The following is a 22,159-nucleotide window of genomic DNA, read 5'->3' as shown; positions in this document are numbered from 1 at the left end:
GACGGTACTGCATTTTTATAACACCATGCGGCATACAGGCCGGAGTGCGCACTCCGGCCTGTATGCCTTCGAACTTTTACACTAACCACCCGTATAGTGGCGCATCGTCATTGTGCGAATCACGATGTACAGCAGCACAGCCGTACGCACGGAAGCAATCACACTTTCGTTGCGGTTTCCCGTTGCCTTTTTAACGCACCACTCCGCCTTCTCACGCAAAGAGAACAGTGCTGGATCGATGCTTCTGGACGACGTGTAGACGCCACGCAGTCGCGCGAGCAACGTGGGCAAATCCACATGGTTGCGTACCATTGTGCGCTCTTCCGCGAGACAGTCGAAACTGTGGATCAGCGCCTCGTCCAGCAACTCGCCAATGCGTTTGCCGCCCGATTGCCGGTAGTTGTCCGAAACCCATTCGAGTGTCTGCCGGAACAGCCGCGGTAAAGTGGTGTACATGAGCTTGCCGACGAGTTCCAGCAGTTCTTCCTTGATGAATGACTGGCGATCGGTCACGATGGACTGAAGGTACCGCGTATAGGCAATGAGGTTCCGGTTGCGGTCCTTCAGTATCATATTGCCGTCGATTTCCACGAGTGCCGAACTGGACTGGATCCGCATGCCCTGGTGGTGCACCTGAAGGAACACGTCGTAGATATTCTTCAGCACGCCAATAATCTGTTCTTAGGTGAATCGCTCCTTCATGACCGCTCCTTGTCGGAACGGACTCTACACCGTCAGCGTACTAATCTCGGGGAGCAGGTCACTGCTCCCCGAAAGCGCGCAGCTGCAACACGATGAGATCGGCGTTTTCGAGTTCGTATGGCGCGGTTCGCCCCATGTTCCGGCGCGCGCTTTTCAGCCGGTTGATGCCCATTTTCCCACCGGGAAATACCTGACTGCCAACGCTCTGTCGCACGTCGGCCGGAATGAAATCGGAGGACGGTATGTCCGACTGGGTAGTGCTCATGGGGTGTCGGCGGAAAAACCAACGATCAGGCTCGAAAGTCTACAAAATCGAAGTGTCCGACTCCCCCAATCCAAGCGATCCCGCGACAAGACCGCCTCAATCAATAAGGTATCCATAGCGAATGCGATCGATCTGAAGTGCTCTAGCGATTTCCCGCTGCGCCAATGGCGCTACTCGACGACACGCACAGCGCGGCCGTGCGTATCGTCATCAACCGGGTGCGAATTCGAAAGCGACGCGCCACGCGCCGCACCACAATCGGAATCATGCCTCGCAGACGATTCCCTTCGCACCCGGAGCCCCGATATGTACGTTCGACTTCTCGCACCATCCCTCATCGCCACGGGCGTGTTCCTGATGATCGGTGCGGCAACGCCGGGCGACTCCGGCTTGCGTGCGGCGTTCGTCGAGGTTGGCGGTCAGACGGAGTTGCCGCTCGAACGTGTCGCGCTGGGTATCGGCGAGGCCGCATCGCGCCATTCGCGCGCGCATGACGCGCCCGCCGAGGCGAGACCGGCCGAGGCGATTGAATCGACTGATGCGACTGAACCCACCCGCGCGGCACGCGGGCAACGCAAGCGACTCACGCGCCTGCAAGCCACGCCCGCCGTGCGGCGCGTGCGTGGCGACTACAAGTACTGGACTTGAGCGTACGCATCGCGCGTGTTCACGGCTCCATGGCGATATAGCGCGACACGAACACCACGAACAGCCCGCATTTCACGACACATTCCACGAGCGAGAGCCAGAACGCGAGACGAAAATTCGCGTATTCGGCAAGCAGCGCGGGCGCGACGGCAAGCACGCTGAGCGCACAGAGAAAAACGAATACCCCGCGTGCCGTCGCGCCGCCCTTGAGCACGCGAAACACGATCGCAAGCCAGATCAACGTCGATACCGCGAGCGCCGCGCGCTCCAGGTCGTCAGCCGCGCTCCAGTACGCAACGGGCAACTCAACGAGCGCCCAGAGCGCCGAAAATTTCACAAGCCTGCGGGTCCACGCACCGTTGAGCCCGGCCGCCATTGCGTGGCTTGCACCAGCCGTCCCACGCCCGCGCAGCCACGCCGCGAAACCGGCGAACTCAGGCGCGTCGTCCATCGTGCGCGCGTCGGCGGCGGCGCGTTTCAAAGCATCATCGTGATTCATGGTCGTGTCTCCACACCGTGATTGCCGCGCCTCTCATCAATGAGGCCCGGCCGCTCGGTCATTGCGTTGCAGTATCGGGGCGTGCGGCAACACCGGTGTTGTCAATGCACGATGCCTTTCAGGATTCGCACGCTCATCTGCGCCACCAGCCCACGCGTGGACAACCCCGCTCGAAAGCCCCCGCGCGCATTGCCGTGCGATTTCGAAATCGCCGTCCATGCGCCGCAAGCTGAGGCGGCGCGAACGCGTCACCCTTCGCACACGTGGCGTCCTCCCTCGCCGCGAAGGAATCGACATGGCTAGCGACAAGAAAACAATCCGCATCTATACGGAACCGGCCGGCGGCTGGGGCGCATTGCGCGCCACGGGCGAAGCGCTCGCGCTTCAGGGCGTGGCGGTTTCCGGCGCGCGCACGCTGCTGCGCATGAACCAGCCCGAGGGCTTCGACTGCCCCGGCTGCGCGTGGCCCGATCCGAAACACACGTCCTCGTTCGAGTTCTGCGAGAACGGCGCGAAGGCCGTGGCCTGGGAGGCCACGGACAAGCGCTGCACGCCCGACTTTCTCGCCGCGCACAGCGTGAGCGAGCTCGCCGCGTGGGATGACTACGACCTCGAAATGGCCGGCCGCCTCACCCACCCCATGCGCTACGACGCCGCCACCGACCGCTACGTACCCATCGGCTGGGACGAAGCGTTCGCGCTGATCGGCGCGCACCTCAACGCGCTCGAAAGCCCGAACGAAGCGGACTTCTACACGTCGGGGCGGGCTTCGAACGAGGCCGCATTTCTCTATCAACTGTTCGTGCGCGAGTTCGGCACCAACAACTTCCCCGACTGCTCCAACATGTGTCACGAAGCGACCAGCGTGGGCCTGCCGCAGTCCATCGGCGTGGGCAAAGGCACGGTGCTGCTGGAGGACTTCGAGCACGCGGACGCCATCTTCATCTTCGGGCAAAACCCCGGCACCAACAGCCCGCGCATGATGAGCGACCTGCACGCAGCCTCGCGGCGCGGCGCGAGCATCGTCTCGTTCAATCCGTTTCGCGAGCGCGCGCTCGAACGCTTCGCCGCGCCGCAGAACCCGATCGAAATGGCCACCTTCAGCTCGACGCCCATCAGCACCTGTCTCTATCAGGTGAAGGTGGGCGGCGACGCAGCCGTGCTCAAAGGCATGATGAAGGCGCTGCTCGACATGGACGACGACGCGGTGGCGCACGACCGCCCGCGCATCCTCGATACCGAATTCATCGCGGGCCATACGCTGGGTTTCGAAGCGCTCGAAGCGGACTTGCGCGCGACGTCATGGGAATCGATCGCCGCCCATAGCGGCCTCGCGCAGGCGGACATCGAATCGGCCGCGAGCCTGTACGCGGCGGCAAAGAACGCGATCCTCGTCTACGGCATGGGTATCACCCAGCATCACTGCGGCACCGCCAATGTGCAGCAGGTCGCGAACCTCGCGCTCATGCGCGGCAACGTGGGTCGCCCCGGTGCGGGCGTGTGCCCCGTGCGCGGCCATTCGAACGTGCAAGGCAACCGCACGGTCGGCATCACGGAAAAGCCGTCTGCGGCCCTCATCGACGGCATCGAGCGCGCCTTTGGATTCCGGCCGGGCGCCGAGCATGGCCGCGATGTCGTCGCGACCATCGAGGCCATGCTCAAGGGCGAATCGAAGGTCTTCATCGGGCTGGGCGGCAACTTCGCGGCGGCGGTGCCCGACTGGCCGCGCGTGCAGGCGGCCATGCGCGGCCTCGCGCTCACGGTGCACATCGCGACCAAGTTCAATCGCAGCCATCTCGTGCATGGCAAGGACGCGCTGATCCTCCCCTGCCTCGGCCGCACCGAAATCGACGTGCAGGCGAACGGCCCGCAATCGATCACGGTGGAGGATTCGATGTCGATGGTGCACGCCTCGGCGGGCCGCAACCCGCCGGCCTCGCCGGAGCTGCGCAGCGAGCCCGCGATCGTCGCGGGCATCGCGCGCGCCACGCTCGGCGCGCGCTCGCGCGTGCCCTGGGAGCACATGGTGGCCGACTACGACCGCATTCGCGAGGCCATCGAAATCGTGTTTCCCGCGTTCCAGGCGTACAACGCGCGCATTCGCGTGCCGGGCGGTTTCTATCTGGGCTCGACCGCGCGCGATCGCATCTGGGCGACGTCCACGGGCAAGGCCAATTTCCTCGTGTTTCAGGGGCTCGACGAAGACCCCGCGCACGGCGACCCCGAGGCGCTCTGGCTCACCACCATGCGCAGCCACGACCAGTACAACACCACGCTCTACTCGCATTCGGACCGCTATCGCGGCGTATTCGGCCAGCGCGACGTGGTGTTCGTGAACGCCGGGGAACTGCGCCGCCGCGAGATGCAGGCGGGCGAGAGCGTGGATCTCGTCGCCCTGTCGCGCGACGGCGTCGAGCGCGTCGTGCGCGGCCTGATGCTCGTGGAATATGCGTTGCCCGACGGCTGCTGCGGCGCCTACTACCCCGAGGCGAATCCGCTCGTGCCGCTCTATGCCTATGACCCGCAAAGCCGCACGCCGTCCTATAAGGGCGTGCCCGTGAAGATCCGGCGCGCCGCCGCCGCGCAACAAGGAAGCCGCCATGGAGTTCTTTGACACCCTCGCCCTCTCGCGCCTGCAATTCGCGTTCACGGCCATCTTCCACATTCTCTGGCCGATCCTCACGATCAGTCTCGCGGCCTTCGTCCTGCTCGTCGAGGCGCTGTGGCTGCGCACGGGCGATCTCGCGTATTACCGTCACGCGCGCTTCTGGTCGAAGCTGCTGATCCTGAACTTCGCCGTGGGCGTGGTGAGCGGCATTCCCATGGAGTTCCAGTTCGGCACCAACTGGGCAGGTTTCGCGCAGTTCAGCGGGCAATTCATCGGCAACATTCTCGGCTTTGAAGGCGCGATGGCCTTCATGCTCGAAGCGGGCTTCATTGGCGTGATGCTGCTCGGCTGGGATCGCGTGCCGCGCGGCGTGCATCTGTTCGCAACGGCGATGGTCGCGCTCGGCTCCAGCCTCTCCGCGTTCTGGATCATGGTCGCGAACTCGTGGATGCAGACGCCGGCGGGCGTCGAGGTCGTCGACGGCAAGATCGTCGTCACGAGCTATCTGCACGCGATCTTCAACCCCGATGTCGCGTGGGGCGTGGGCCATATGTGGGTGGCCGCGATCGAAACGGGCATGTTCGTGGTCGCGGGCATTTCCGCGTGGCAAATGCTGCGCGGGCGTCATGCCGAATTCTTCGCGCGCTCGTTCAAGCTCGCGCTCGCGGTGCTGCTCGTCGCGGCGCCCTTGCAGGTATGGCTCGGCGATTCGAGCGGCGTGAGCGTGTTCGCCACGCAGCCCGCCAAGGGCGCGGCGATCGAAGGCCACTGGCACACCAATGCGCCGGGCACGGGGGCGTCGTGGTCGCTGCTCGCCTGGCCCGATCAGGACGCGCAGCGCAACGACTGGTCGATCGAGGTGCCGGGCCTGTTGAGCGTGCTGGGCACCCACACGCTGCACGGCGCCGTGAAGGGGCTCGCCGACTTTGCGCGCGAGGACCAGCCGCCCATGCTGCCGCTGCTCTACTACGCGTTTCGCGTGATGGCGGGCATCGGCTTTCTGTTCGTGGCGCTCGCGCTGTGGACCGCCTGGTGCCTGCGGCGCGCGCGCGGCAGCCTGGATGCGCTGCTCCAGCGCCGCTGGCTGCTGGGCGCGTGGGTGGCGGCGATCCCGCTGCCGTATATCGCCGTCGAGGCGGGCTGGATCGTGCGCGAGGTGGGCCGCCAGCCGTGGGTGGTCTATGGCCTGCTGCGCACGCGCGACGCCGTGTCGACCGTGCCGCCCGGCCATGTCGCCGCCAGCACCGTCATGTTCCTCTGCTTCTACCTCGTGCTGATCGTCACGTTCTTCCTCCTCGCGCGCCGCTGGCTGCGCACGGGACCGGATCTGCTCATCGCCCCGGCGCGCGCCGCATCGCGACGCGCCGATTCATACACCACGGTGGGCTGAAGCCGCCGCCTCCCGCTGATGAACGAAGGAATCCTCATGGAAACTTCCACGCATGTCATGCTGGCCTATACCTGGTTCAGCCTCATCGGGCTCATGCTCGCGTTCTACGTCGTCACTGACGGCTTCGATCTCGGCGTCGGCATCCTCACGCTCCTGCGCCGCGAGCGCACCGATCACGACGTGATGGTCGCCTCGATCGGCCACGTGTGGGACGCCAACGAGACCTGGCTCGTCGTGGTGGGCGGCGCGCTGTTCGGCGCCTTTCCGCTCGCCTACGCCCTCCTCCTGCAAACACTGTACGTGCCCGTGATGGTGTTGATCGCGGGCCTCATCATGCGGGGCGCGGCCATCGAATTCCGCCACAGCGCGACGCGCGGCGCGCTATGGGACCGCGTGTTCGGCGTCGGCAGCCTCGTGGCGGCCGCCGCGCAGGGCGTCATCCTCGGCAAGGTGATCACCGCGCTCGAACCGGGGCCCGTGAGCGCGCTCTTCGTCGCCTGCTCGGCGGTGGGCGTGGTCGCGGGCTACAGCCTGCTGGGCGCGACCTGGCTCGTCCAGAAGACCCAGGGCGCGATCGAACGGTGGGCACGCGGCGCGGCGCGCGTGTACGCCGTGGTGTGCGTGGCGGCGGCGCTCGCGCTGAGCGCCGCGACCTGGCTCTACAGCAGCGTGGGCCACGACCGCTGGTCGCAAGCGCCGGTCGTGCACGTGCTTGGCGCGCTCGGCCTGCTCGCGGCGCTGGCCTTCGTCGCGATCCTGGTCGGGTTGCGGCGCGCGGCGGCGGGCCTGCCGTTTCGCGCCACCATCGCGATGTTCCTGATTTCGTTTCTGGGTCTCGCCATCAGCCTCTTTCCCGACTTCGTGCCGGGCAAGCTGCGCATTCTCGACGCCGCTTCCGATAGCGCGACGCTCACCTTCATGCTGATCGGCATCGGTTTCGTGTTCCCCATCATGATCGGCTACAACCTCTACCAGTACTACATCTTCCGCGGCAAGGTCGGCGTGCCCGCGCATGCGGAGGAAAACGCGTGAAGCTCGGGCGTTCGTTCTGAACGCCCAATGAAAGAGGGGCGCTCCGGTGGAGCGCCCCTCTTTTCACATTCGCGACCTTCATCGTTTGCGGCTTCGACTGCCTTGCACCTTGCATCGCGCCGAGCGCGGCTTTCCCCTCAAGCGCGCCCCGCTTCGTCGAGAACGACGCTATGGATCATCGCGTCGGCGTTGAGCGCCTGCGGTCGCATCGGGCGCGGGCGATAGACGTCCTCGCCGCGGCGAATCTCGCGCCCGCTCACCGCGCACACGCCCGAGCGGCGCGCGCGCGTGCGGTACCACTCCTGATCGCAGTACGCGCAACGCGAGGGGTCGCGCCAGGCGAGCGTCACGCGCGTGGCGGTGGCGCGCTCCAGCACGCGAATCGTGAGGCCGGGCACGGGCTTGTCCGCGCTGCGGCGCGACGCGGGCTTGCGCGCCGCCGGAACGGGGTTGCCGGGGCACGTCTCGCCCGACAACAGCCCAAGCAGGCCAATCGTCATTTGCCACGGGTCGACAACTTGCGTTTGCGCTTCCATAGTTCGGACTCCTGTTATTACGGCAATCAACTTTGCTGTGGATTCTAGGATCTCGCTGCGCCAACATTCGATTCGCGGCAGCAGCGTCAATGGTCAAGCATCAGGCCGGGAGCGGTTCCGCTTCGATGCCGGCAAACCCGCGTGGAAGCTCGAAACCGGATGCGCGTGCGGCGAGCGACGGGGGCATCGCCGTTTCCCCCTTCGGCTCGTGCGCCGCATCCGTGGCAAGATGACCAAGCAGATACTGCGTGCTGTGCGCCATGAAGCGCACGAGGTCGCTATCGAAGCCCATGGTTGCTTTTCCTCCAGGAACAAGGCGTCTCGCCCACGAAACGCTTGAAGACGGTCGTGAAGTGCGCCTGCGAGCGAAAACCGCAGGCGAGCGCGACGTCGAGCACGTTGTGCTGCGAGCCGAGCAGCAGCGACTGTGCGTGGTCGATACGCCGGCGCAGCAGGTATTCATGCGGGCGCAGGCCGCTTGCCTGGCGAAACTGCGCCGCGAAGTGCATACGCGTCAGGCCCGCGCTCTGCGCCATTTCCGCGAGCCCGATGGGGTCGCCGAGATGGGCGTCGACGTAATCCATCACGCGCGTCATGCGCCATTTCGGCAGCTCGGCCGCGGCGCGCGCGCTGCGCGAGGTTCCCGCGTACTGGCGGCTCACGAGGCGCGAAACGATGGCGAGGCTCACGCTGTCCGTAAAGACCTTGCCAAGCGCGGCGTCGTTGGTCTGCGAAACGGCCAGCGCCTGGCTCAGCCGTTCAATCGCGGGGTCGCGCAGCAAGCGACCGTCGCCGAGCACGAGGTCGCCGTTGTGCGCGTGCTCGAACAGGTCCGCGTAGCATTCGTCGAGCACTTTTTGCGTCACGTACAGATGCAGCACATCGCATGGCGACGAGAAACACGCCCGCGCGGCCACGCCGGGCGCGCCCACGTGCGCGACGCCCGCCGACACGCGCCCGCGAATCAGCGGACGCGCGCCGTAGTCGAAATCGACCACGGTGCACTTGAGATTGAGCGCCACGCAATGCATCGACGCATGCCCGTCGCTCACGACATCGAGCGGCACGCGCGGCTTGCGCGACCAGCGCAGGACCTGCATCTCGGGCGACGATTGCAGCTTGCCGCCCGGCACGCGCCATTCGGTTTCCGCGTCGATCGGCTGGCGCGCCGCGTGCGGCGGCAGAAGACAGTCGGACAGATTGCTCATGAGATTCGCTCCTTTCTCGCCGCCGTCGTGTCGAAGTGCCGACCTGAAGCGCCGCGAAGATGAGTAATGTGATCAGGCTCCACGTTACCCGACGAATATCGCGCCCACTAGTCGTACAATGGATTGCGCCTTTGGCGTGAATGTTTGAGGCACTCATACCGACGTTTAACCCAATGCCCGCCGGAATATCCGGTAGTACGAAGCGAAGGCCGAGGCGCCCCGCGCACGCCCTGTTTCCGGCGGCCGTTGATTAGCGGCGCGCCGTTCCACTCATACCTTGGTATAAGCCGCCGATAAAAAAGCGTGCTAAAGAGAAAAGAGAAATGCTGTGAACGACGGCGCGCCCGGTCATTCGCGCAATAGCGGAAATCGGCGGGCGTGCAAGCGTGGAAAACAGGGAATATTACGGGCGCTGCAATTCAGGATTCGTCGGCGGACGCGCTAATGCCGAGCGTTTTCGCCTTGAGCACGAAATCGGCGAATGAATTCGATTCCATTTTTCGCATCGCCTGGCCGCGATGAATCTTCACGGTGATTTCGCTCAGGTTCATTTCGGCGGCAATCTGTTTATTGCGCAGCCCCGAGGCCACCAGCGCCATCACTTCGCGCTCGCGCTGCGTGAGCGATCCATAGCATTTGCGCAGGTCCGAAACGGAGCGATCGGCGCTGCGCCGCTTTTCATCGGCCGCGAGCGCGTGATCGACGGCGTCGAGCATGTCCTGATCGCGAAACGGCTTGGCGAGAAAGTCCGTTGCGCCAGCCTTCATGGCCTTGACCGTCATGGCAATGTCGCCGTGCGCGGTCATGAAGATGATGGGAATGCGCAGATCGGTCTCGGCAATCTGCTCCTGCACCGCAAGGCCGCTCTGTCCTTTGAGGCGCACGTCGAGAATCAGGCAGCTCGGCACATCGGGCCGCTCGAAAGCGAGAAATTCGCGCGCCGAGGCGAACATCTGCACCGGCAGATCGACGGAGCGCAGCAAGGTGCCCACGGCCTCGCGCATCGACTCGTCGTCATCGACCACGTAGACGAGCCGGCCCGGCGCCACGCCCCCTGCATCGCGCTGAACATTCATGTGACGATCTCCTCTTGTGCGGATTCCAGCGGCAGTGTAATCAAAAAGCGCGCACCGGGAGCCGCCGCCGCGTCAAGGCCGATGCTGCCGCCATGCGCTTCGACGATCGAGCGGCAGATCGACAATCCCATGCCCATGCCGTTGGCCTTGGTTGTAAAGAACGGATTGAACAGGCGTTCGCGATCTTGCTCGCCGATACCGGGGCCGGAATCCTCGATACTCAACTGCACCTCCTGTTCGTTCAGCGTTTGGGTTGCGACGACAACGCGGCGCGGCGCGCCCTCGCGTTCGGCCATCGCCTGCACCGCATTCATCAGCAGATTGATGACCACCTGCTGCAACTGGACATTATCCGCATGAACGAGCGGTTTTTCACGCGAGCGCTGCACGTCGCAGCGCACGCCGTTGCGCTGGAATTCGCGCGCCATCAGTTCCACGGCTTCGTCCACGACGTCGTCCAGCGCGATGCAGGTGAAGGCCGCGGGGCGCTTTTGCGCCATGGCGCGTATCTGGCGCACGATCTCGTTGGCCCGCCGCGCCGACTTGATCATCTGCCCGATCGAGCGCGCCGCCTCCTCGACATCGGGCTCGACGCGGTTGAGCCAGCGCAGCGCCGCGTCGCCCGACGTGACCACGGCGGCCATGGGCTGCGTGACTTCGTGCGCCATCGAGGCCGCCATTTCACCGAGCGTGGTCATGCGCGTGACGTGCGCGAGTTCCGCCATCGAGCGCGCAAGCGCCTCCTGCGTCTGGCGCGAGTCGGTGACGTCCATGAGCGCGCCCACATAGGCGAGATCGGTCGATGCGGGCGGCCCGAGATGCGCGACATAGTGCACGTATTTGAGCGCGCCGTCCGGCATCACCAGCCGGTACTCCAGATCGATCAGCGGCGCGGGCGTGTCGCCGCCGCGGTGCGCGGCCTCGACCTGGGCGCAGTCGTCGGGGTGCGTGCGCGCGAGAATGAGCGCAAGACTTGGCGTCACCTCCGAAGCGGGGTCGTAGCCGAAGATGCGCCAGGCTTCGTTCGACCAGATCATCTCGCCGTTCGCGGGGGCGACGCCGATGCTGCCGGTCTTGCTCAGCCGCTGCGCGTCGACGAGGAAAGCTTCGCTGCGCGTGAGCGCGTCCTCCGCGCGCTTGCGCGCCTCGATATCGGTGTTCACGCCATACCAGCGCCGCACCGCCCCGCTCGCGTCGCGCTGCGGCTCGGCGGCGATATGCATCCAGCGGTAGCGCCCGTCGCGCTGGCGCACGCGCGAGAGATTGTCGAGCGGCCGGCCGGACGCCACCGAGGCCCGCCAGTCGCCGCGCATGCGGCTCAAGTCGTCGGGATGCACGAGACCCGCCCACAGGTCCGCGCCCCGGTCCTTCGTGTCGATGCCGGACTCCTGCCAGCGCCGGTTCACGAACATCACGTCGCCTTCGTTCGAAGCGCTCCAGACCATGCCCGGAATCGCGTCGATCGCCGCGCGCAATTCCTTCTGCTGCTCCGCGAGTTCCTCGCCCATCTGCTTTTGCAGCGTGATGTCGTTGTTCGTCGCGAGGATCGCGCGCGGCTCGCCCTTGGCGTCGCGCCACACGGCCAGCCGGCTCATGACGCTCACGGCGCGACCGTCGCGGCGCACGCGTTGCAGTTCGCCCGACCAGTGGCCGTTGCTCAGCAGCGTGGCGTAAATCTCGTCGAGCGGCGCGGCCGCGTGCGTTTGCGTGAGATCGTGGATGCGCTGGCCGACGGCTTGCGCCGGGCTCCAGCCATAGAGCGTTTCGGCGCCGTGATTCCAGAACGTGATCTTGCCGCCGAGGTCGTAGACGAGGATCGCGTCGTGCGTGAGGTTGAGCATGTCGATCTGCTCGTGCAATTGCGCCGTTTTGGCGAGATTGCGCAGCGAGAGGATCGAGGTCGAACCGATTGCGAGCAGGCTCACCACGCAACGCGCGATCGAACTGCCGGTGTAGTCGCTGCCGTGCGAGAACAGGAATCCCGCCAGCGTGAGCACGCCGACGGCGACCGTGGTGCCCACCACGGCCATGCTCGATCCGCTCGACGCGACGAGCAGCACGACCACGACATAGAACACCGCAACGGCGATATCGAGCGGCGTGAACGCATCGACGCAGAATACGCCGAGCGCAACGAGCGCGGCGAGCCAGAAAACAAGGCCCCCTTCGGGGCGATGTCGTGTGGCGTCGGAACGAATGAGGGTGGCGTTCAAGTGGAACGACTGAGTTTTTCCAGGCATGCGAGAATCGCATCCCCGTTGACCGGCTTGTCGAGAAAGCACAGCGCGCCATTGGCAAGCGCTTCCTTGCGCCGCGCCTCGGAGCCGAATGCGCTGATAAAGATAATGGGCGGGGCGGACTCCAGTTCGTTGAGCTTGCGCTGCATCTCGATGCCGCCCATGCCGGGCATCTGCACGTCGGAAATCACGCAGTTCACGTCGCCAAGGCGGCCGGAATCCAGAAATGCCTCGGCCGATGCATACACCCGCACATCGCAACCCAGCGACCTCAGCAGGCTGCAAGTCGCGAGACGCACGTTTTCGTCATCGTCGACGATGGAAACTATCATGGGGGTTTGCAAGCGAATGGTCCTCGTCCAGTACAGCGTTTCGGGCGGGGCTCGAGAAGTGCTGACCGCTCATGTTCGTTATCTTAGACAGGAGCGTCGTCGAGTAACACTATATCTCGATGTGTGACAACTATATCTAAGTATAGAGCGGCTAACGTTTCACTCATCGGGCCTCAAGCGGTTTGAAACGGCGAGCGGTGCTGCGCTCACGCAAGCGCCATTTCCTGCGGCGCGTGCTGCGGGAGCATGGCGGGCCGCGGCGCGCCGTGCAACTCGTCGCTCAGGCGTGCGAAAGCGAAATCAATGAAACTTCGCACCCGCATGGGCATGGGCGCGCGCCGGGGATAGCAGAGCAGCACCTTGCGGCGCTCGCTCACATAGTCGGGCAGCACGCTCACGAGCCGCCCCGTCGCGAGATCGCCGCGCACGAGATACTGCGGAATCTGCGCAATGCCCACCCCCGCCCGGGCCGCATGCACGATTGCGCTCACCTCGTTGAACGTGGCGGCCGCCGCGATCGGGCAACTGAGCGGCACGCCGCCCGCGGCGAACTCCCAGGCCTGCGCGCGCGAACCACGCGAGCCCCGTAGCCCGATGCAGCGATGCCGCGCCAGTTCATCGGGCGTGCGCGGCGCGCCGCGCCGGCGCAGATACGCGGGCGCCGCGCATTGCACCAGCTTGAGCGTGCCGAGCGCGCGCACGATCCAGCTACAGTCCGGCTCCACGCCCACGCGCACGGCCACGTCGATCTGCTCGTCGAGCGTCTCGTTGTGGCGTTCGTCGATCGACACGTCGAATTCGATCTCGGGATGCATCTCGCTGAAGGCGGCGATGAGCGGCGAAAGCATGGTGCCCGCAATCACCGGCGGCGCGCCAATTCGAATCACGCCGCGCAGGTCCGCGTTCGAGCGGCACACGTCGCTCATGCCCGTTTCGATCAATTGAATCCCTTCGAGCAGCGGCGCGAAAAAGAGCGCGCCCTCCTCCGTGAAACTCACCTTGCGGGTGGACCGGTTCAAGAGCCGGACCTTGAGCGCGCCTTCGAGGTCGGACACGGCGCGACTGACGGCGGGCGTGGACAAGCCCGACACGCGCGCGGCTTCCGTGAAACTACCCAGTTGCCCGACAGCGATAAAAGCCTTGAGTGACTTGAACATGTCCATAGCGAGACTCTCCACCTGTGAATGGCGCCGTAGCGCATGCCGGGACGCGTGACCTGGCGACGAGGTGGATGATGGACAGCCCGGCGAGCCCGAGTGCGTGATTTTTGCCCGCGTTTTCAGATTCGAACGATGCCGTGCGCCCAACCTAAACCAAGGTATGGAACATCAATCGATGGTCTGAAACGCACATATCACGGGCTGATGGTGCGGGCGCAGGCGCGTTGCTATCGTTGGCAGGCAGGAACCCGACGAGAGAGACACGACCATGCAGCCCCTTTCCGAAGCCTTGACGACACCCGGCGCGAACGCGCCCTCGCCCCCGCCCATGAGCGGCGAAGCACGCGAGCGCCTCATCGTCTGGATGCGCCAGAAGATGGCGCGCGCGGGCATCACGCTGGAGGCGCTGGAGCACGCGCTCATGGCCGACACGCGCGCCGCGCTGGCCGTGCAATACCGCGACGCCTATGGCAATACGTGGGACGGCGCGGGCGCGACGCCGCCGTGGCTCAATCGCGCGGTGGCGGCGGGCCAGTCGATCGAGCATTTTCGCTGCGCGGGCGAGACGTATTGAAGGCCAACTGAAGGACAACTGAAGGGGCAACTGAAGGGGCAACTGAAACGGCTCCCGAAGCCGCGCCCGGTGCTTAAGCGCAAACATTTTTGCCCTGTGCAATCCTGTCGGGCGCGCATCGGCGGGTGCTTTGAATTGAGCCGGACGCAATCGAAATACCGGCGAATCACAACGGCGTGACGCACGCGCGACCGACATCGAAAAGATCGAAAAGATCGAAGAGGACACCCATGAACGTGACGCCCGCTGGCGCCACACCGCCGCGCCTGCGCGACGAATGGCTCGCGTACTGGAACGACGACGCGCCGCGCTTCCTGCACATCGTCAAGGTGGGCCTGGCGGTCGTGCTGTCGATGGGCCTGTGCATGCGCCTGGAGTTGCGCTCGCCGGCCACGGCCATGCTTTCCTGCGTGATCGTGATGATGCACCAGCAAAGCGGCATCGTGATCGCGCGCGGCTTCTATCGGGGCCTCGGCATGGTGGGCGGCAGCCTCGCGGGCCTCGTGCTGATCGCGTTGTTCGCCCAGCAGCCGTTGCCCTTCTTTCTCGCGCTCGCGGCGTGGATCGGACTGTGCGCGTTCGGCTCGGCGTACTTCCGCAATTTCCAGTCGTACGGCCTCGTGCTCACCGGCTTTGCCACGGCGATCACGGCGATGCCCGCGATATCGAATCCGTACGGCGTGTTCGACAATGTGGTGTATACGATCAGCGAAGTCGTGATCGGCGTGGTGTGCGCGAGCGTGGTGAGTTCGATCGTGCTGCCGCGCAACGTCGCGCCAGCGCTCTATGCCGCGAGCCGCGTGAGCTTCACGCATCTGCTGGGCGCCTTGCGCACGACGCTGGAGCGCGCGACGGTGACGCCGCAGACGCCCCCGCCAGCCGCGCCTCAAGCGGGCGCGCTGCTGGGCCTGATCGGCGAGCGTGCGAACGTTGAGTTGCTGCGCACCGGCGCGCTGTTCGAAGATCCGTCGATGCGGCTCCTGCATTCGGTGTTTCTCGATCTCGACCGCAGTTTTCTCGACACGGTGACGTGGCTCTATGCGCTGCAACGGCTCAAGGCGCACGCGATCGTCGACGCGCATCCCCGCGCGCAAGCCGCCATCGCGACGCTGACCGACGCCACGCTCGCGCTCATGCCTGCGCAGGCGGGCGCAACAGGCGTCGCGGACGACGCCGTGGCCGCCTTGCTTCCGCAGCTCGACGCATTCGAAGCGGCGCTGCCCGGGCGGCTCGACGCGCAACTCCGGGCGCTCGCGGATCTGCCGCCCGCGCAACGCAGAGTGGTGGCCAGCACCGGGGCCGCGCTCCTCTTCATGACAGCGGATCTGCGCCTGCTCTGCCGCCGCTATATCGAGGCGCGCAACGCCGACCGCCAGCCCTGGACCGTCTCCGTGCTCCAGGCGATCGGCCGTATCGCCGGTATCGCCCGCCAGCACGCGGTGGCGAACCGCACGGCCGCGCTGGTCGCGGGCACGCGCGCGGCGCTCGCGGTGCTGCTGGTGGGCGCCGTGTGGGTCGCCTCGGGCTGGGTGGGCGGCGCGACCGCGATCGTCGCGGTGGCCATCACGAGCACGCTGTTCGCGCTCGTGCCCGATCCGCCCACGGCCGCGTGGCAAATCTTCCTGGGCTGTCTCGCGGGCTGGCTCACCGGCTTCGGCTTCAGCTTTTTCGCGCTGCCTCACCTCGGCACCTTCACGCTGCTCGCGGCGGCGACCGCCATCGTCGTGATGGTCGGCGGCTACCTCAACACGTTCCCGAAGACGGCCGTGCTCGGCCTCGGCTTCAACATCTACTTCTGCTTCATCGTCGGCATTTCGAATCCGGCCGTCTATAACCCGAGCGCGTATCTCGACACGGGCTTCGCGCTGCTGTGCGGGATCGCCACCGCCGCCGTGGCGTTTTCCGTGCTCGCGCCGCGCGCGGGCGAGTGGATCGCGCGCCGCTATCTCGCGGACGTGCGCGCCCTCATTGCCAGCGACGCGCGCGACGGCGAACTGGACGACGATCTGCTCTACGCGTTCGAGCAGAAAGTGCGCGACTGCATCATGCAGATCGCCTCCGCGCCCGCCGATCCGCGCGTCGATCGCGAGCATATGATCGCGTGGGCGTTCGCCGTGCTCGAAGCGGGCCGCGCGATGATCCTGATGCGCCTCGACACGCAGCAGCTTGGCGACGCGCTGCCCGCCGCATGGGCCGATCGTCTGCAAGCGTGGCTAGAGGCGCTTGCCGAGCTGTTCGACGCGCCCGCGCCCGAGCGCGCCAGACGCGCGCTCGCCGCCACGGACGAAGCGCTCGCGGCGCTGCCGCCGGGCATCGATCTGGGCGCGAGCACGCAGGGCGACGCCCCGGCCGATCACGAGGCGCTCATTCGTTGCCGCATGCAGGCGTTGCTGCACTTCACGGAACTGGCGCTGCGCGACGACGCGCTCGCGCTCTGGGCTCGCACGGAGCGTTCCGCATGAAAACGCGCACCGTGCTCTCCTGTTTCGGTCCTCGCACCAGCGCATTCGCGGCGGCCTTGTCGGCGGCGCTCCTGCTCGGCGGCTGCATCAACAGCGGTGGCATCCACACGCACGCGACGATGGTCGATGCGAGCACGCTCGACCCCGGCGCCGCACTGCGCGCGACACAAGCCGATGCGCAATGGCCGCAAGGCGACTGGTGGCGGCACTGGGGCGACGCGCAACTGGACCGTGTGGTGAGCGACGCCACGGCGGACAATCCCGACCTGCAAGCGCTCGCCGCGCGGGTGGAAGCCGCGCGTTTCCAGACGGAAATCGCCGGGGCGAGCGCGCTGCCTCAGGCGAACATGGACGGCTCGTTCGAGCGCCGCCGCTACGCGCGCTACACCACGCCCGCGCCGCCGGGCGGCACGACGGTGTGGAGCAACGACATCGGCGCGACGCTGTCTTACGACCTCGATCTCTGGGGCAAGCAGCGCGCGATCCGCGCGGGCGCGCTCGACAATCTGCACGCCACGGCCGCCGACGCACGCTTCGCCGAGGTCGAGCTGCAAACCAGCGTCGTGCGCGCCTATGTGCAGCTTTCGCTCGACTACGCGCTCGCCGATGTGTATCGCGCCGTTCAGGACGAGGAGCGGCGCACCTTCGAGATCGCGACGCAGCGCTGGCGCGCGGGCATCGGCAGCCGCCTCGAAGCGACCCAGGCGCAAACGCAACTCTCCGTGAGCGCGACGCGCCTGCTACGCGCGCAGCAGCAGATCGCCCTGGATCGTCTCGCGATTGCCGCGCTGTGCGGCAAAGGCCCCGGTTACGGCGACGCGCTGGCGCGGCCGCAACTCGCCCTGAGCGTGCCGCTCGCGCTGCCGGCCGCCTTGCCGGCGGAGCTGGTCGGTCATCGCGCGGATGTCGTGGCGGCGCGCTGGCGCGTGCTCGAAGCGGACAAGCGCATCGACGCCGCGCACGCCGACTTCTATCCCGACATCAATCTGCTCGCGACGGCTTCGCTCGGCTCGGCGGCCACCTTCGGCGGCTTCTTCAACTTCCTCAATAGCGACGGCATCGGGCATGGCGTCGGCGCGGCGATCTCGCTGCCGATCTTCGACGGCGGACGCCGGCGTGGCCAGTATGGCGTGGCGGTCTCGTCGCGCGACGCCGCCGTGGACGTCTACAACCGCACGGTCGTGAACGCGATGCGCGACGTGGCCGCGCAGGCGGTGTCGGTGCGCGCGCTGGAGGATCAGCAGGCCTCGACCCAGGCGACGCTCGACGCCGCGCGCACGGCATACCGCCTGGCCGATGCGGGCTACCGCAGCGGCATCAGCGAGTTTCTCAACGTGCTGGCCGCGCAGAACGCGCAGTTGCAGCAGGAGCAGAGCCTCGCGCAGGTGCAGGCGCAGCGGCTCGACGCGTGGGCGTTGCTGATGAGCGCACTGGGCGGCGGCTATGGTCCGGCGAGCCCGGTGAATGCCGCATCCCCCACGCAAGGAGCGAGCGATGCCGCGCGAGATTGAATTCTTTTCGCTGCTCGTGCCGGGCTTGCTGCCCATTCTCGCGGCCTGTGCGGTGTTGTTCGTCGCGGTCGATCTCGCCCTCGCGCGGCTCGGCCTCTATCGCTTCGTTTGGCATCCCGGCCTCTTTCGCGTCGCGCTGTTCGCGGCGCTGTTCAGCGGCGCGTCACTGCTGTTGCGTCAGTGACCGCGCCCCCCTGTGTGATCGACGATGACTACCCGAACCCTCTTGCGCGCCGCCACCACGCTCGTGCTGCTCGTCGTGTCCATCGCGCTCGTGCGAGCGCTCTGGCTCGACTACATGTTCTCGCCCTGGACGCGCGACGGCCGCGTGCGCGCCAAGGTCGTGCAGATCGCGACCGACGTGTCCGGCCTCGTGAGCGAGGTGCGCGTGCACGACAACCAGTACGTGCACAAGGGCGATGTGCTGTTCGTGCTCGACCCGGCGCGCTTTCAGTACGCCATCGACCAGGCCGATGCCGACTTCCAGCGCGCCCAGGCGCAACTCGCCGAAACGAAGGCGCGCATGACGGCGGCCCAGACCGAGTACGGGATGAAGCGCGCCCAGGCCGCGCGCCGCGCAAGTCTCGCGGGCGACGCGATTTCCGAGGAAAACCGCGCCGACGCCGACTCGCTGGCCCTGCAATCCCAGTCGTCCTATGAAGGCGCGGCGGCGGCCTACGCGTCGGCACAGGCGCAGGTGAAGGCGGCCCAGGTCGCGCAGCGCACGGCCGTGCTCAATCTCGCGCGCAGCGAGGCGCACGCGCCCGCCGACGGCTATATCACCAACCTCGACCTTTACCCCGGCGACTTCGCGAGCGCGGGCGTTGCGCGCATGGCGCTGATCGACGCGCATTCCTTCTGGGTGTACGGCTATTTCGAGGAAACGAAGCTGCCCTCGGTGCGTGTGGGCGACCCCGCGCAGGTGCGCCTGCTCTCGGGCGGCACGCCGATCGAAGGGCACGTGGAGAGCCTTGCCAGCGGCATTGCCGATCGCGACAACCCCACGAGCCGCGGCGACCTGCTCGCCGACGTCAATCCGATCTTCACATGGGTGCGCCTCGCGCAGCGCGTGCCCGTGCGGATTCATCTCGACCGTGTTCCCGAGGGCGTCAAGCTTGCCATGGGCATGACCTGCACGGTGACGCTCACGCCGTCGGCGCGGCGGTAGCCGGTCGCGCAGCGCATGCCAAACGGGCAGCGTGCGAATCCGAAAAGCGGGCCGCCGCCCGCAAACACGGGCGTTCCGGCGTGCGCACACTGCGCCTGACCCCCCTTTTGCATTGCGATTTTTGCAACGTGGGGTTGCGTGGCGTCCGGCTTCCGCAGGGCAGGCGCCTCTTCTAACCTTCCGATCTGACAAAGGTTGCCCTTCGTCCGCGCCAGAGCTCAACGGCCGCGAATACGGGGCAACCGGACCCGCCTCGCCAAACCAAGAGGCCATCGTTCAAGGAGTTAGCATGTCCACGCCCTCACGGACCCTCGGCGGCAAAGCAGAATCGGTCCGGCTCACGTCGGGACTCGTCGCGCTGTTTGCCTTCGCCTGCGGTGCCATCGTCGCGAACCTGTACTATGCGCAACCGATCACGCTGCTGATCGGCTCGTCGCTCCACATGTCCGGCGACACCGCGAGCCTCGTCGTCTCGCTCACGCAGATCGGCTATGCACTCGGGCTGTTCTTCATCGTTCCGCTCGGCGACCTGCTGGAAAACCGCAAGCTCATGATCGCGACCGCACTGGTTTCGATCGCGAGCCTCACGGCGGCCTCGCTCGTGCATTCGGCGAGCTGGTTTCTCGTGCTCTCCTTCCTGATCGGCTTCAGCTCCGTCGCCGTGCAGATCCTGATTCCGCTCGCGGCGCACCTCGCGCCCGACCACTCGCGCGGCCGCATCGTCGGCACCATCATGGGCGGCCTGCTGCTCGGCGTGCTGCTCTCGCGTCCGCTCGCGAGCGTGGTCGCCGACCACCTGGGCTGGCGCGTGGTGTTCGGCGGCGCGGCGGTTCTGATGGCGCTCGTCACGGCCGTGCTCGCGCTCACGATCCCGCAGCGCCGTCCCGAGCATCGCGCCACTTACCTCGAACTGCTCGGCTCGCTCGTCGCGCTCACGCGCAGCCTGCCCGTGCTGCGTCATCGCGCGCTCTACCAGGGCCTCATGTTCGCCACGTTCAGCCTCTTCTGGACGGCGGTGCCGATCGAATTGACGCGCCAGTACGGACTCACGCAGTCGGAAATCGCACTGTTCGCACTCGTGGGCGCAATCGGCGCCACCTCCGCGCCCGTGGCGGGGCGCCTTGCCGACGCCGGTCATTCCGTGCGCGCCACGCTCGTCGCCCTGATCACGGCCGCGCTGTCGTTCCTGCCCGCCCTCGTGCATCCGGCATGGGGCGTGTTCGGCCTCGTCGTCACCGGCATCACGCTCGATTTCGCCGTGCAGATGAACATGGTGCTCGGCCAGCGCGAGATCTACGCGCTGCATGCGTCGAGCCGCAACCGCCTCAACGCGCTTTACATGACGAGCATCTTCGTGGGCGGCGCGATTGGCTCGGCGCTCGCCAGCACGCTGTTCGAGCGCGGCGGCTGGACGCTCGTTGCCGGCGTCGCCCTGGTTTTCCCGCTCATCGCGTTCGTCCACTTCCTGTTCGTCGGACGCACCCACGTGCGCACCGGCCGATAGAAGCCGCAGTCAGAACCCGAAGTTTGTATCCGAAATTTGTACCCGAAGTTTGTACCCATAGTTCAACTCCAAGAACGTGCCCCACAGGAAACTCGCCATGTCTTCCTTGCTTACTCCTTACGACCTGTCCGGCCTCGCGCTGCCCAACCGGATCGCAATGGCGCCCATGACGCGCGCCCGCGCGCCGCATCACGGCGAAGCCACCGCGCTGATGGCGCAGTACTACGCGCAGCGCGCGTCAGCGGGCCTCTTGATCAGCGAGGCCACGAACGTCAGCCCGCACTCCGCCGCGTTCGAACTCGCGCCGGGCCTCGTGACCGACGCCCAGGTGCAGGCCTGGAAGCCCGTGACCGAAGCGGTGCACGCCAGGCACGGGCGCCTCTTCGCGCAACTCTGGCACAGCGGCCGCGTGAGTTCGATGGCGCTGCTCGACGGCAATCAGCCGCTCTCGCCCTCGGGCCTGAACGACGACCTGGAACAACTCCAGGTGTGGGGCCAACTGCAAAACGGCTACTACACGAAAATCCACGCCACGCCGTCGCGCGCCATGACGACCGACGAAGTCATCCAGGCTATCGCCGAGTACCGGCGCGCCGCCGTCAATGCACTCGCCGCCGGTTTCGACGGCATTGAAATTCACGCCGCCAACGGCTATCTGCTGCATCAGTTCCTCTCGTCGACGACGAATACGCGCGACGACCAGTTCGGCGGCTCGCTTGCCAACCGCGCGCGCTTTCTCGCCGAAGTCATCAAGGCCGTGGGCGAAGTCATGCCGCTCGCGAAGGTGGGCGTGCGCGTCTCGCCGTATGCGGGCTACAACAACGTGCGCGATGCCGATCCCGATGGCACTTACGCGTACGTCGCGCGTATGCTCGACGAAGCGGGCATCGCGTATCTGCACGCCGCCGACACGAACGGCTGGAGCGGCCAGCCCGACTTGCCCCGCATGATCGAGACCCTGCGCCCCGCGTTCAACGGCACGCTGATGCTCAACGGCTCCATTACGCCTTCGGCGGCCGATCGCCTGATCGCCACGGGCGACGCCGATCTCGTCGCGTTCGGCCGCGCGTATATCGCGAACCCGGACCTCGTCGAGCGCATCGCCGGGAACATCGAGCTGGCCGCGCCGCGCCCGGTGGGCTGGTATGGCGGCGACAACGTCGGCTACGTCGATTACCCGCCGCATGGCGCCCCCTCCGGCGAACCGGTCCCGGCCGACGCCCTCTCCTCGTGACGCTTTACCGCAA

Annotated in this window: 21 protein-coding genes; 11 read left to right on the top strand and 10 right to left on the bottom strand. The window is 66.4% G+C overall.

From position 1 onward, the window contains the following. Positions 1 to 81 precede the first annotated feature (81 nt). A complete protein-coding gene (locus tag C7401_RS40400) occupies positions 82 to 666 on the bottom strand; it encodes a DUF8549 family protein (RefSeq protein WP_112177653.1) in 585 nt (194 codons plus the stop codon). Positions 667 to 760: 94 nt separating this feature from the next. Beyond that, positions 761 to 967 carry a hypothetical protein gene (locus C7401_RS40395; RefSeq protein WP_258397417.1) on the bottom strand — a complete coding sequence of 69 codons (207 nt, stop codon included), beginning with the start codon at positions 965 to 967 and terminating at the stop codon, positions 761 to 763. A gap of 306 nt (positions 968 to 1,273) precedes the next feature. On the opposite strand from C7401_RS40395, the gene C7401_RS40390 reads away from it, so the two are divergent. Continuing rightward, entirely contained in the window at positions 1,274 to 1,615 is a 342-nt protein-coding gene (locus tag C7401_RS40390; protein WP_112177652.1) for a hypothetical protein, read from the top strand. Between the two features lie 19 nt (positions 1,616 to 1,634). Here C7401_RS40390 and C7401_RS40385 read toward each other — a convergent pair whose 3' ends face one another. Continuing rightward, positions 1,635 to 2,114, bottom strand: coding sequence for a hypothetical protein (locus C7401_RS40385; RefSeq protein WP_112177651.1), 480 nt, complete (start codon positions 2,112 to 2,114; stop codon positions 1,635 to 1,637). A gap of 295 nt (positions 2,115 to 2,409) precedes the next feature. On the opposite strand from C7401_RS40385, the gene C7401_RS40380 reads away from it, so the two are divergent. Genes C7401_RS40380 through C7401_RS40370 form a run of 3 tightly spaced genes read left to right on the top strand, consistent with a single transcriptional unit; the run spans position 2,410 to position 7,144 of the window. Beyond that, a complete protein-coding gene (locus C7401_RS40380) occupies positions 2,410 to 4,728 on the top strand; it encodes an FdhF/YdeP family oxidoreductase (protein ID WP_112177650.1) in 2,319 nt (772 codons plus the stop codon). Beyond that, positions 4,715 to 6,112 (top strand): cytochrome ubiquinol oxidase subunit I, encoded by a 1,398-nt coding sequence (locus tag C7401_RS40375; protein ID WP_112177649.1) that lies wholly within the window; start codon positions 4,715 to 4,717, stop codon positions 6,110 to 6,112. Before C7401_RS40380 ends, C7401_RS40375 begins: the two co-directional genes overlap by 14 nt. Before the next feature lie 36 nt (positions 6,113 to 6,148). Continuing rightward, positions 6,149 to 7,144, top strand: a complete 996-nt coding sequence (locus C7401_RS40370; protein WP_112177648.1) for a cytochrome d ubiquinol oxidase subunit II — start codon at positions 6,149 to 6,151, stop codon at positions 7,142 to 7,144. Positions 7,145 to 7,281: 137 nt separating this feature from the next. Here the strand turns inward: C7401_RS40370 and C7401_RS40365 are convergent, their stop codons facing one another. The 7 genes from C7401_RS40365 to C7401_RS40335 form a co-directional block, all read right to left on the bottom strand. Then, complete coding sequence (locus tag C7401_RS40365; RefSeq protein ID WP_112177647.1) at positions 7,282 to 7,680, bottom strand: DUF3331 domain-containing protein; 399 nt, start codon at positions 7,678 to 7,680, stop codon at positions 7,282 to 7,284. Positions 7,681 to 7,780: 100 nt separating this feature from the next. Further along, a complete protein-coding gene (locus C7401_RS40360) occupies positions 7,781 to 7,972 on the bottom strand; it encodes a hypothetical protein (RefSeq protein ID WP_112177646.1) in 192 nt (63 codons plus the stop codon). Then, the gene (locus tag C7401_RS40355) at positions 7,959 to 8,888 is read right to left on the bottom strand and encodes a helix-turn-helix domain-containing protein (RefSeq protein WP_112177645.1); all 930 of its coding nucleotides are present in this window, start codon (positions 8,886 to 8,888) and stop codon (positions 7,959 to 7,961) included. Before C7401_RS40355 ends, C7401_RS40360 begins: the two co-directional genes overlap by 14 nt. A gap of 419 nt (positions 8,889 to 9,307) precedes the next feature. Further along, complete coding sequence (locus C7401_RS40350) at positions 9,308 to 9,964, bottom strand: response regulator transcription factor (protein WP_112177644.1); 657 nt, start codon at positions 9,962 to 9,964, stop codon at positions 9,308 to 9,310. After that, entirely contained in the window at positions 9,961 to 12,204 is a 2,244-nt protein-coding gene (locus C7401_RS40345; RefSeq protein ID WP_112177643.1) for a PAS domain-containing sensor histidine kinase, read from the bottom strand. Before C7401_RS40345 ends, C7401_RS40350 begins: the two co-directional genes overlap by 4 nt. Further along, positions 12,174 to 12,533 carry a response regulator transcription factor gene (locus C7401_RS40340; RefSeq protein WP_112177642.1) on the bottom strand — a complete coding sequence of 120 codons (360 nt, stop codon included), beginning with the start codon at positions 12,531 to 12,533 and terminating at the stop codon, positions 12,174 to 12,176. The genes C7401_RS40345 and C7401_RS40340 overlap by 31 nt, the downstream gene beginning before the upstream one ends. Positions 12,534 to 12,739: 206 nt before the next feature. Next, entirely contained in the window at positions 12,740 to 13,696 is a 957-nt protein-coding gene (locus tag C7401_RS40335) for a LysR family transcriptional regulator (RefSeq protein ID WP_112177641.1), read from the bottom strand. A 325-nt stretch (positions 13,697 to 14,021) separates the two neighbouring features. On the opposite strand from C7401_RS40335, the gene C7401_RS40330 reads away from it, so the two are divergent. From C7401_RS40330 to C7401_RS40300, 7 genes are all read left to right on the top strand, one after another. After that, positions 14,022 to 14,267: an H-NS family nucleoid-associated regulatory protein gene (locus C7401_RS40330; protein WP_112177675.1), complete on the top strand. Its 246-nt coding sequence runs from the start codon at positions 14,022 to 14,024 to the stop codon at positions 14,265 to 14,267. A gap of 230 nt (positions 14,268 to 14,497) precedes the next feature. Continuing rightward, positions 14,498 to 16,729, top strand: coding sequence for an FUSC family protein (locus C7401_RS40325; RefSeq protein ID WP_112177640.1), 2,232 nt, complete (start codon positions 14,498 to 14,500; stop codon positions 16,727 to 16,729). Continuing rightward, the gene (locus tag C7401_RS40320; protein ID WP_112177639.1) at positions 16,726 to 18,240 is read left to right on the top strand and encodes an efflux transporter outer membrane subunit; all 1,515 of its coding nucleotides are present in this window, start codon (positions 16,726 to 16,728) and stop codon (positions 18,238 to 18,240) included. The genes C7401_RS40325 and C7401_RS40320 overlap by 4 nt, the downstream gene beginning before the upstream one ends. After that, positions 18,224 to 18,424, top strand: coding sequence for a DUF1656 domain-containing protein (locus tag C7401_RS40315; RefSeq protein WP_112177638.1), 201 nt, complete (start codon positions 18,224 to 18,226; stop codon positions 18,422 to 18,424). Before C7401_RS40320 ends, C7401_RS40315 begins: the two co-directional genes overlap by 17 nt. Positions 18,425 to 18,448: 24 nt before the next feature. Beyond that, entirely contained in the window at positions 18,449 to 19,408 is a 960-nt protein-coding gene (locus C7401_RS40310) for an HlyD family secretion protein (protein WP_112177637.1), read from the top strand. 289 nt (positions 19,409 to 19,697) lie between these two features. Next, positions 19,698 to 20,912 carry an MFS transporter gene (locus C7401_RS40305; RefSeq protein WP_112177636.1) on the top strand — a complete coding sequence of 405 codons (1,215 nt, stop codon included), beginning with the start codon at positions 19,698 to 19,700 and terminating at the stop codon, positions 20,910 to 20,912. 97 nt (positions 20,913 to 21,009) lie between these two features. Continuing rightward, the gene (locus C7401_RS40300; RefSeq protein WP_112177635.1) at positions 21,010 to 22,146 is read left to right on the top strand and encodes an alkene reductase; all 1,137 of its coding nucleotides are present in this window, start codon (positions 21,010 to 21,012) and stop codon (positions 22,144 to 22,146) included. Positions 22,147 to 22,159: the final 13 nt, after the last annotated feature.

The organism is Paraburkholderia unamae (genome assembly GCF_003268775.1).
Taxonomy (GTDB): domain Bacteria; phylum Pseudomonadota; class Gammaproteobacteria; order Burkholderiales; family Burkholderiaceae; genus Paraburkholderia; species Paraburkholderia unamae.
This window is presented reverse-complemented; position numbering and strand designations above follow the sequence as displayed.

Coding starts and splice junctions, on each gene's coding strand:
- C7401_RS40395 (WP_258397417.1), bottom strand. CDS start 967: ATGAGCACTACCCAGTCGGACATACCGTCCTCCGATTTCATTCCGGCC.
- C7401_RS40390 (WP_112177652.1), top strand. CDS start 1,274: ATGTACGTTCGACTTCTCGCACCATCCCTCATCGCCACGGGCGTGTTC.
- C7401_RS40385 (WP_112177651.1), bottom strand. CDS start 2,114: ATGAATCACGATGATGCTTTGAAACGCGCCGCCGCCGACGCGCGCACG.
- C7401_RS40380 (WP_112177650.1), top strand. CDS start 2,410: ATGGCTAGCGACAAGAAAACAATCCGCATCTATACGGAACCGGCCGGC.
- C7401_RS40375 (WP_112177649.1), top strand. CDS start 4,715: ATGGAGTTCTTTGACACCCTCGCCCTCTCGCGCCTGCAATTCGCGTTC.
- C7401_RS40370 (WP_112177648.1), top strand. CDS start 6,149: ATGGAAACTTCCACGCATGTCATGCTGGCCTATACCTGGTTCAGCCTC.
- C7401_RS40365 (WP_112177647.1), bottom strand. CDS start 7,680: ATGGAAGCGCAAACGCAAGTTGTCGACCCGTGGCAAATGACGATTGGC.
- C7401_RS40360 (WP_112177646.1), bottom strand. CDS start 7,972: ATGGGCTTCGATAGCGACCTCGTGCGCTTCATGGCGCACAGCACGCAG.
- C7401_RS40355 (WP_112177645.1), bottom strand. CDS start 8,888: ATGAGCAATCTGTCCGACTGTCTTCTGCCGCCGCACGCGGCGCGCCAG.
- C7401_RS40350 (WP_112177644.1), bottom strand. CDS start 9,964: ATGAATGTTCAGCGCGATGCAGGGGGCGTGGCGCCGGGCCGGCTCGTC.
- C7401_RS40345 (WP_112177643.1), bottom strand. CDS start 12,204: ATGCCTGGAAAAACTCAGTCGTTCCACTTGAACGCCACCCTCATTCGT.
- C7401_RS40340 (WP_112177642.1), bottom strand. CDS start 12,533: ATGATAGTTTCCATCGTCGACGATGACGAAAACGTGCGTCTCGCGACT.
- C7401_RS40335 (WP_112177641.1), bottom strand. CDS start 13,696: ATGGACATGTTCAAGTCACTCAAGGCTTTTATCGCTGTCGGGCAACTG.
- C7401_RS40330 (WP_112177675.1), top strand. CDS start 14,022: ATGAGCGGCGAAGCACGCGAGCGCCTCATCGTCTGGATGCGCCAGAAG.
- C7401_RS40325 (WP_112177640.1), top strand. CDS start 14,498: ATGAACGTGACGCCCGCTGGCGCCACACCGCCGCGCCTGCGCGACGAA.
- C7401_RS40320 (WP_112177639.1), top strand. CDS start 16,726: ATGAAAACGCGCACCGTGCTCTCCTGTTTCGGTCCTCGCACCAGCGCA.
- C7401_RS40315 (WP_112177638.1), top strand. CDS start 18,224: ATGCCGCGCGAGATTGAATTCTTTTCGCTGCTCGTGCCGGGCTTGCTG.
- C7401_RS40310 (WP_112177637.1), top strand. CDS start 18,449: ATGACTACCCGAACCCTCTTGCGCGCCGCCACCACGCTCGTGCTGCTC.
- C7401_RS40305 (WP_112177636.1), top strand. CDS start 19,698: ATGTCCACGCCCTCACGGACCCTCGGCGGCAAAGCAGAATCGGTCCGG.
- C7401_RS40300 (WP_112177635.1), top strand. CDS start 21,010: ATGTCTTCCTTGCTTACTCCTTACGACCTGTCCGGCCTCGCGCTGCCC.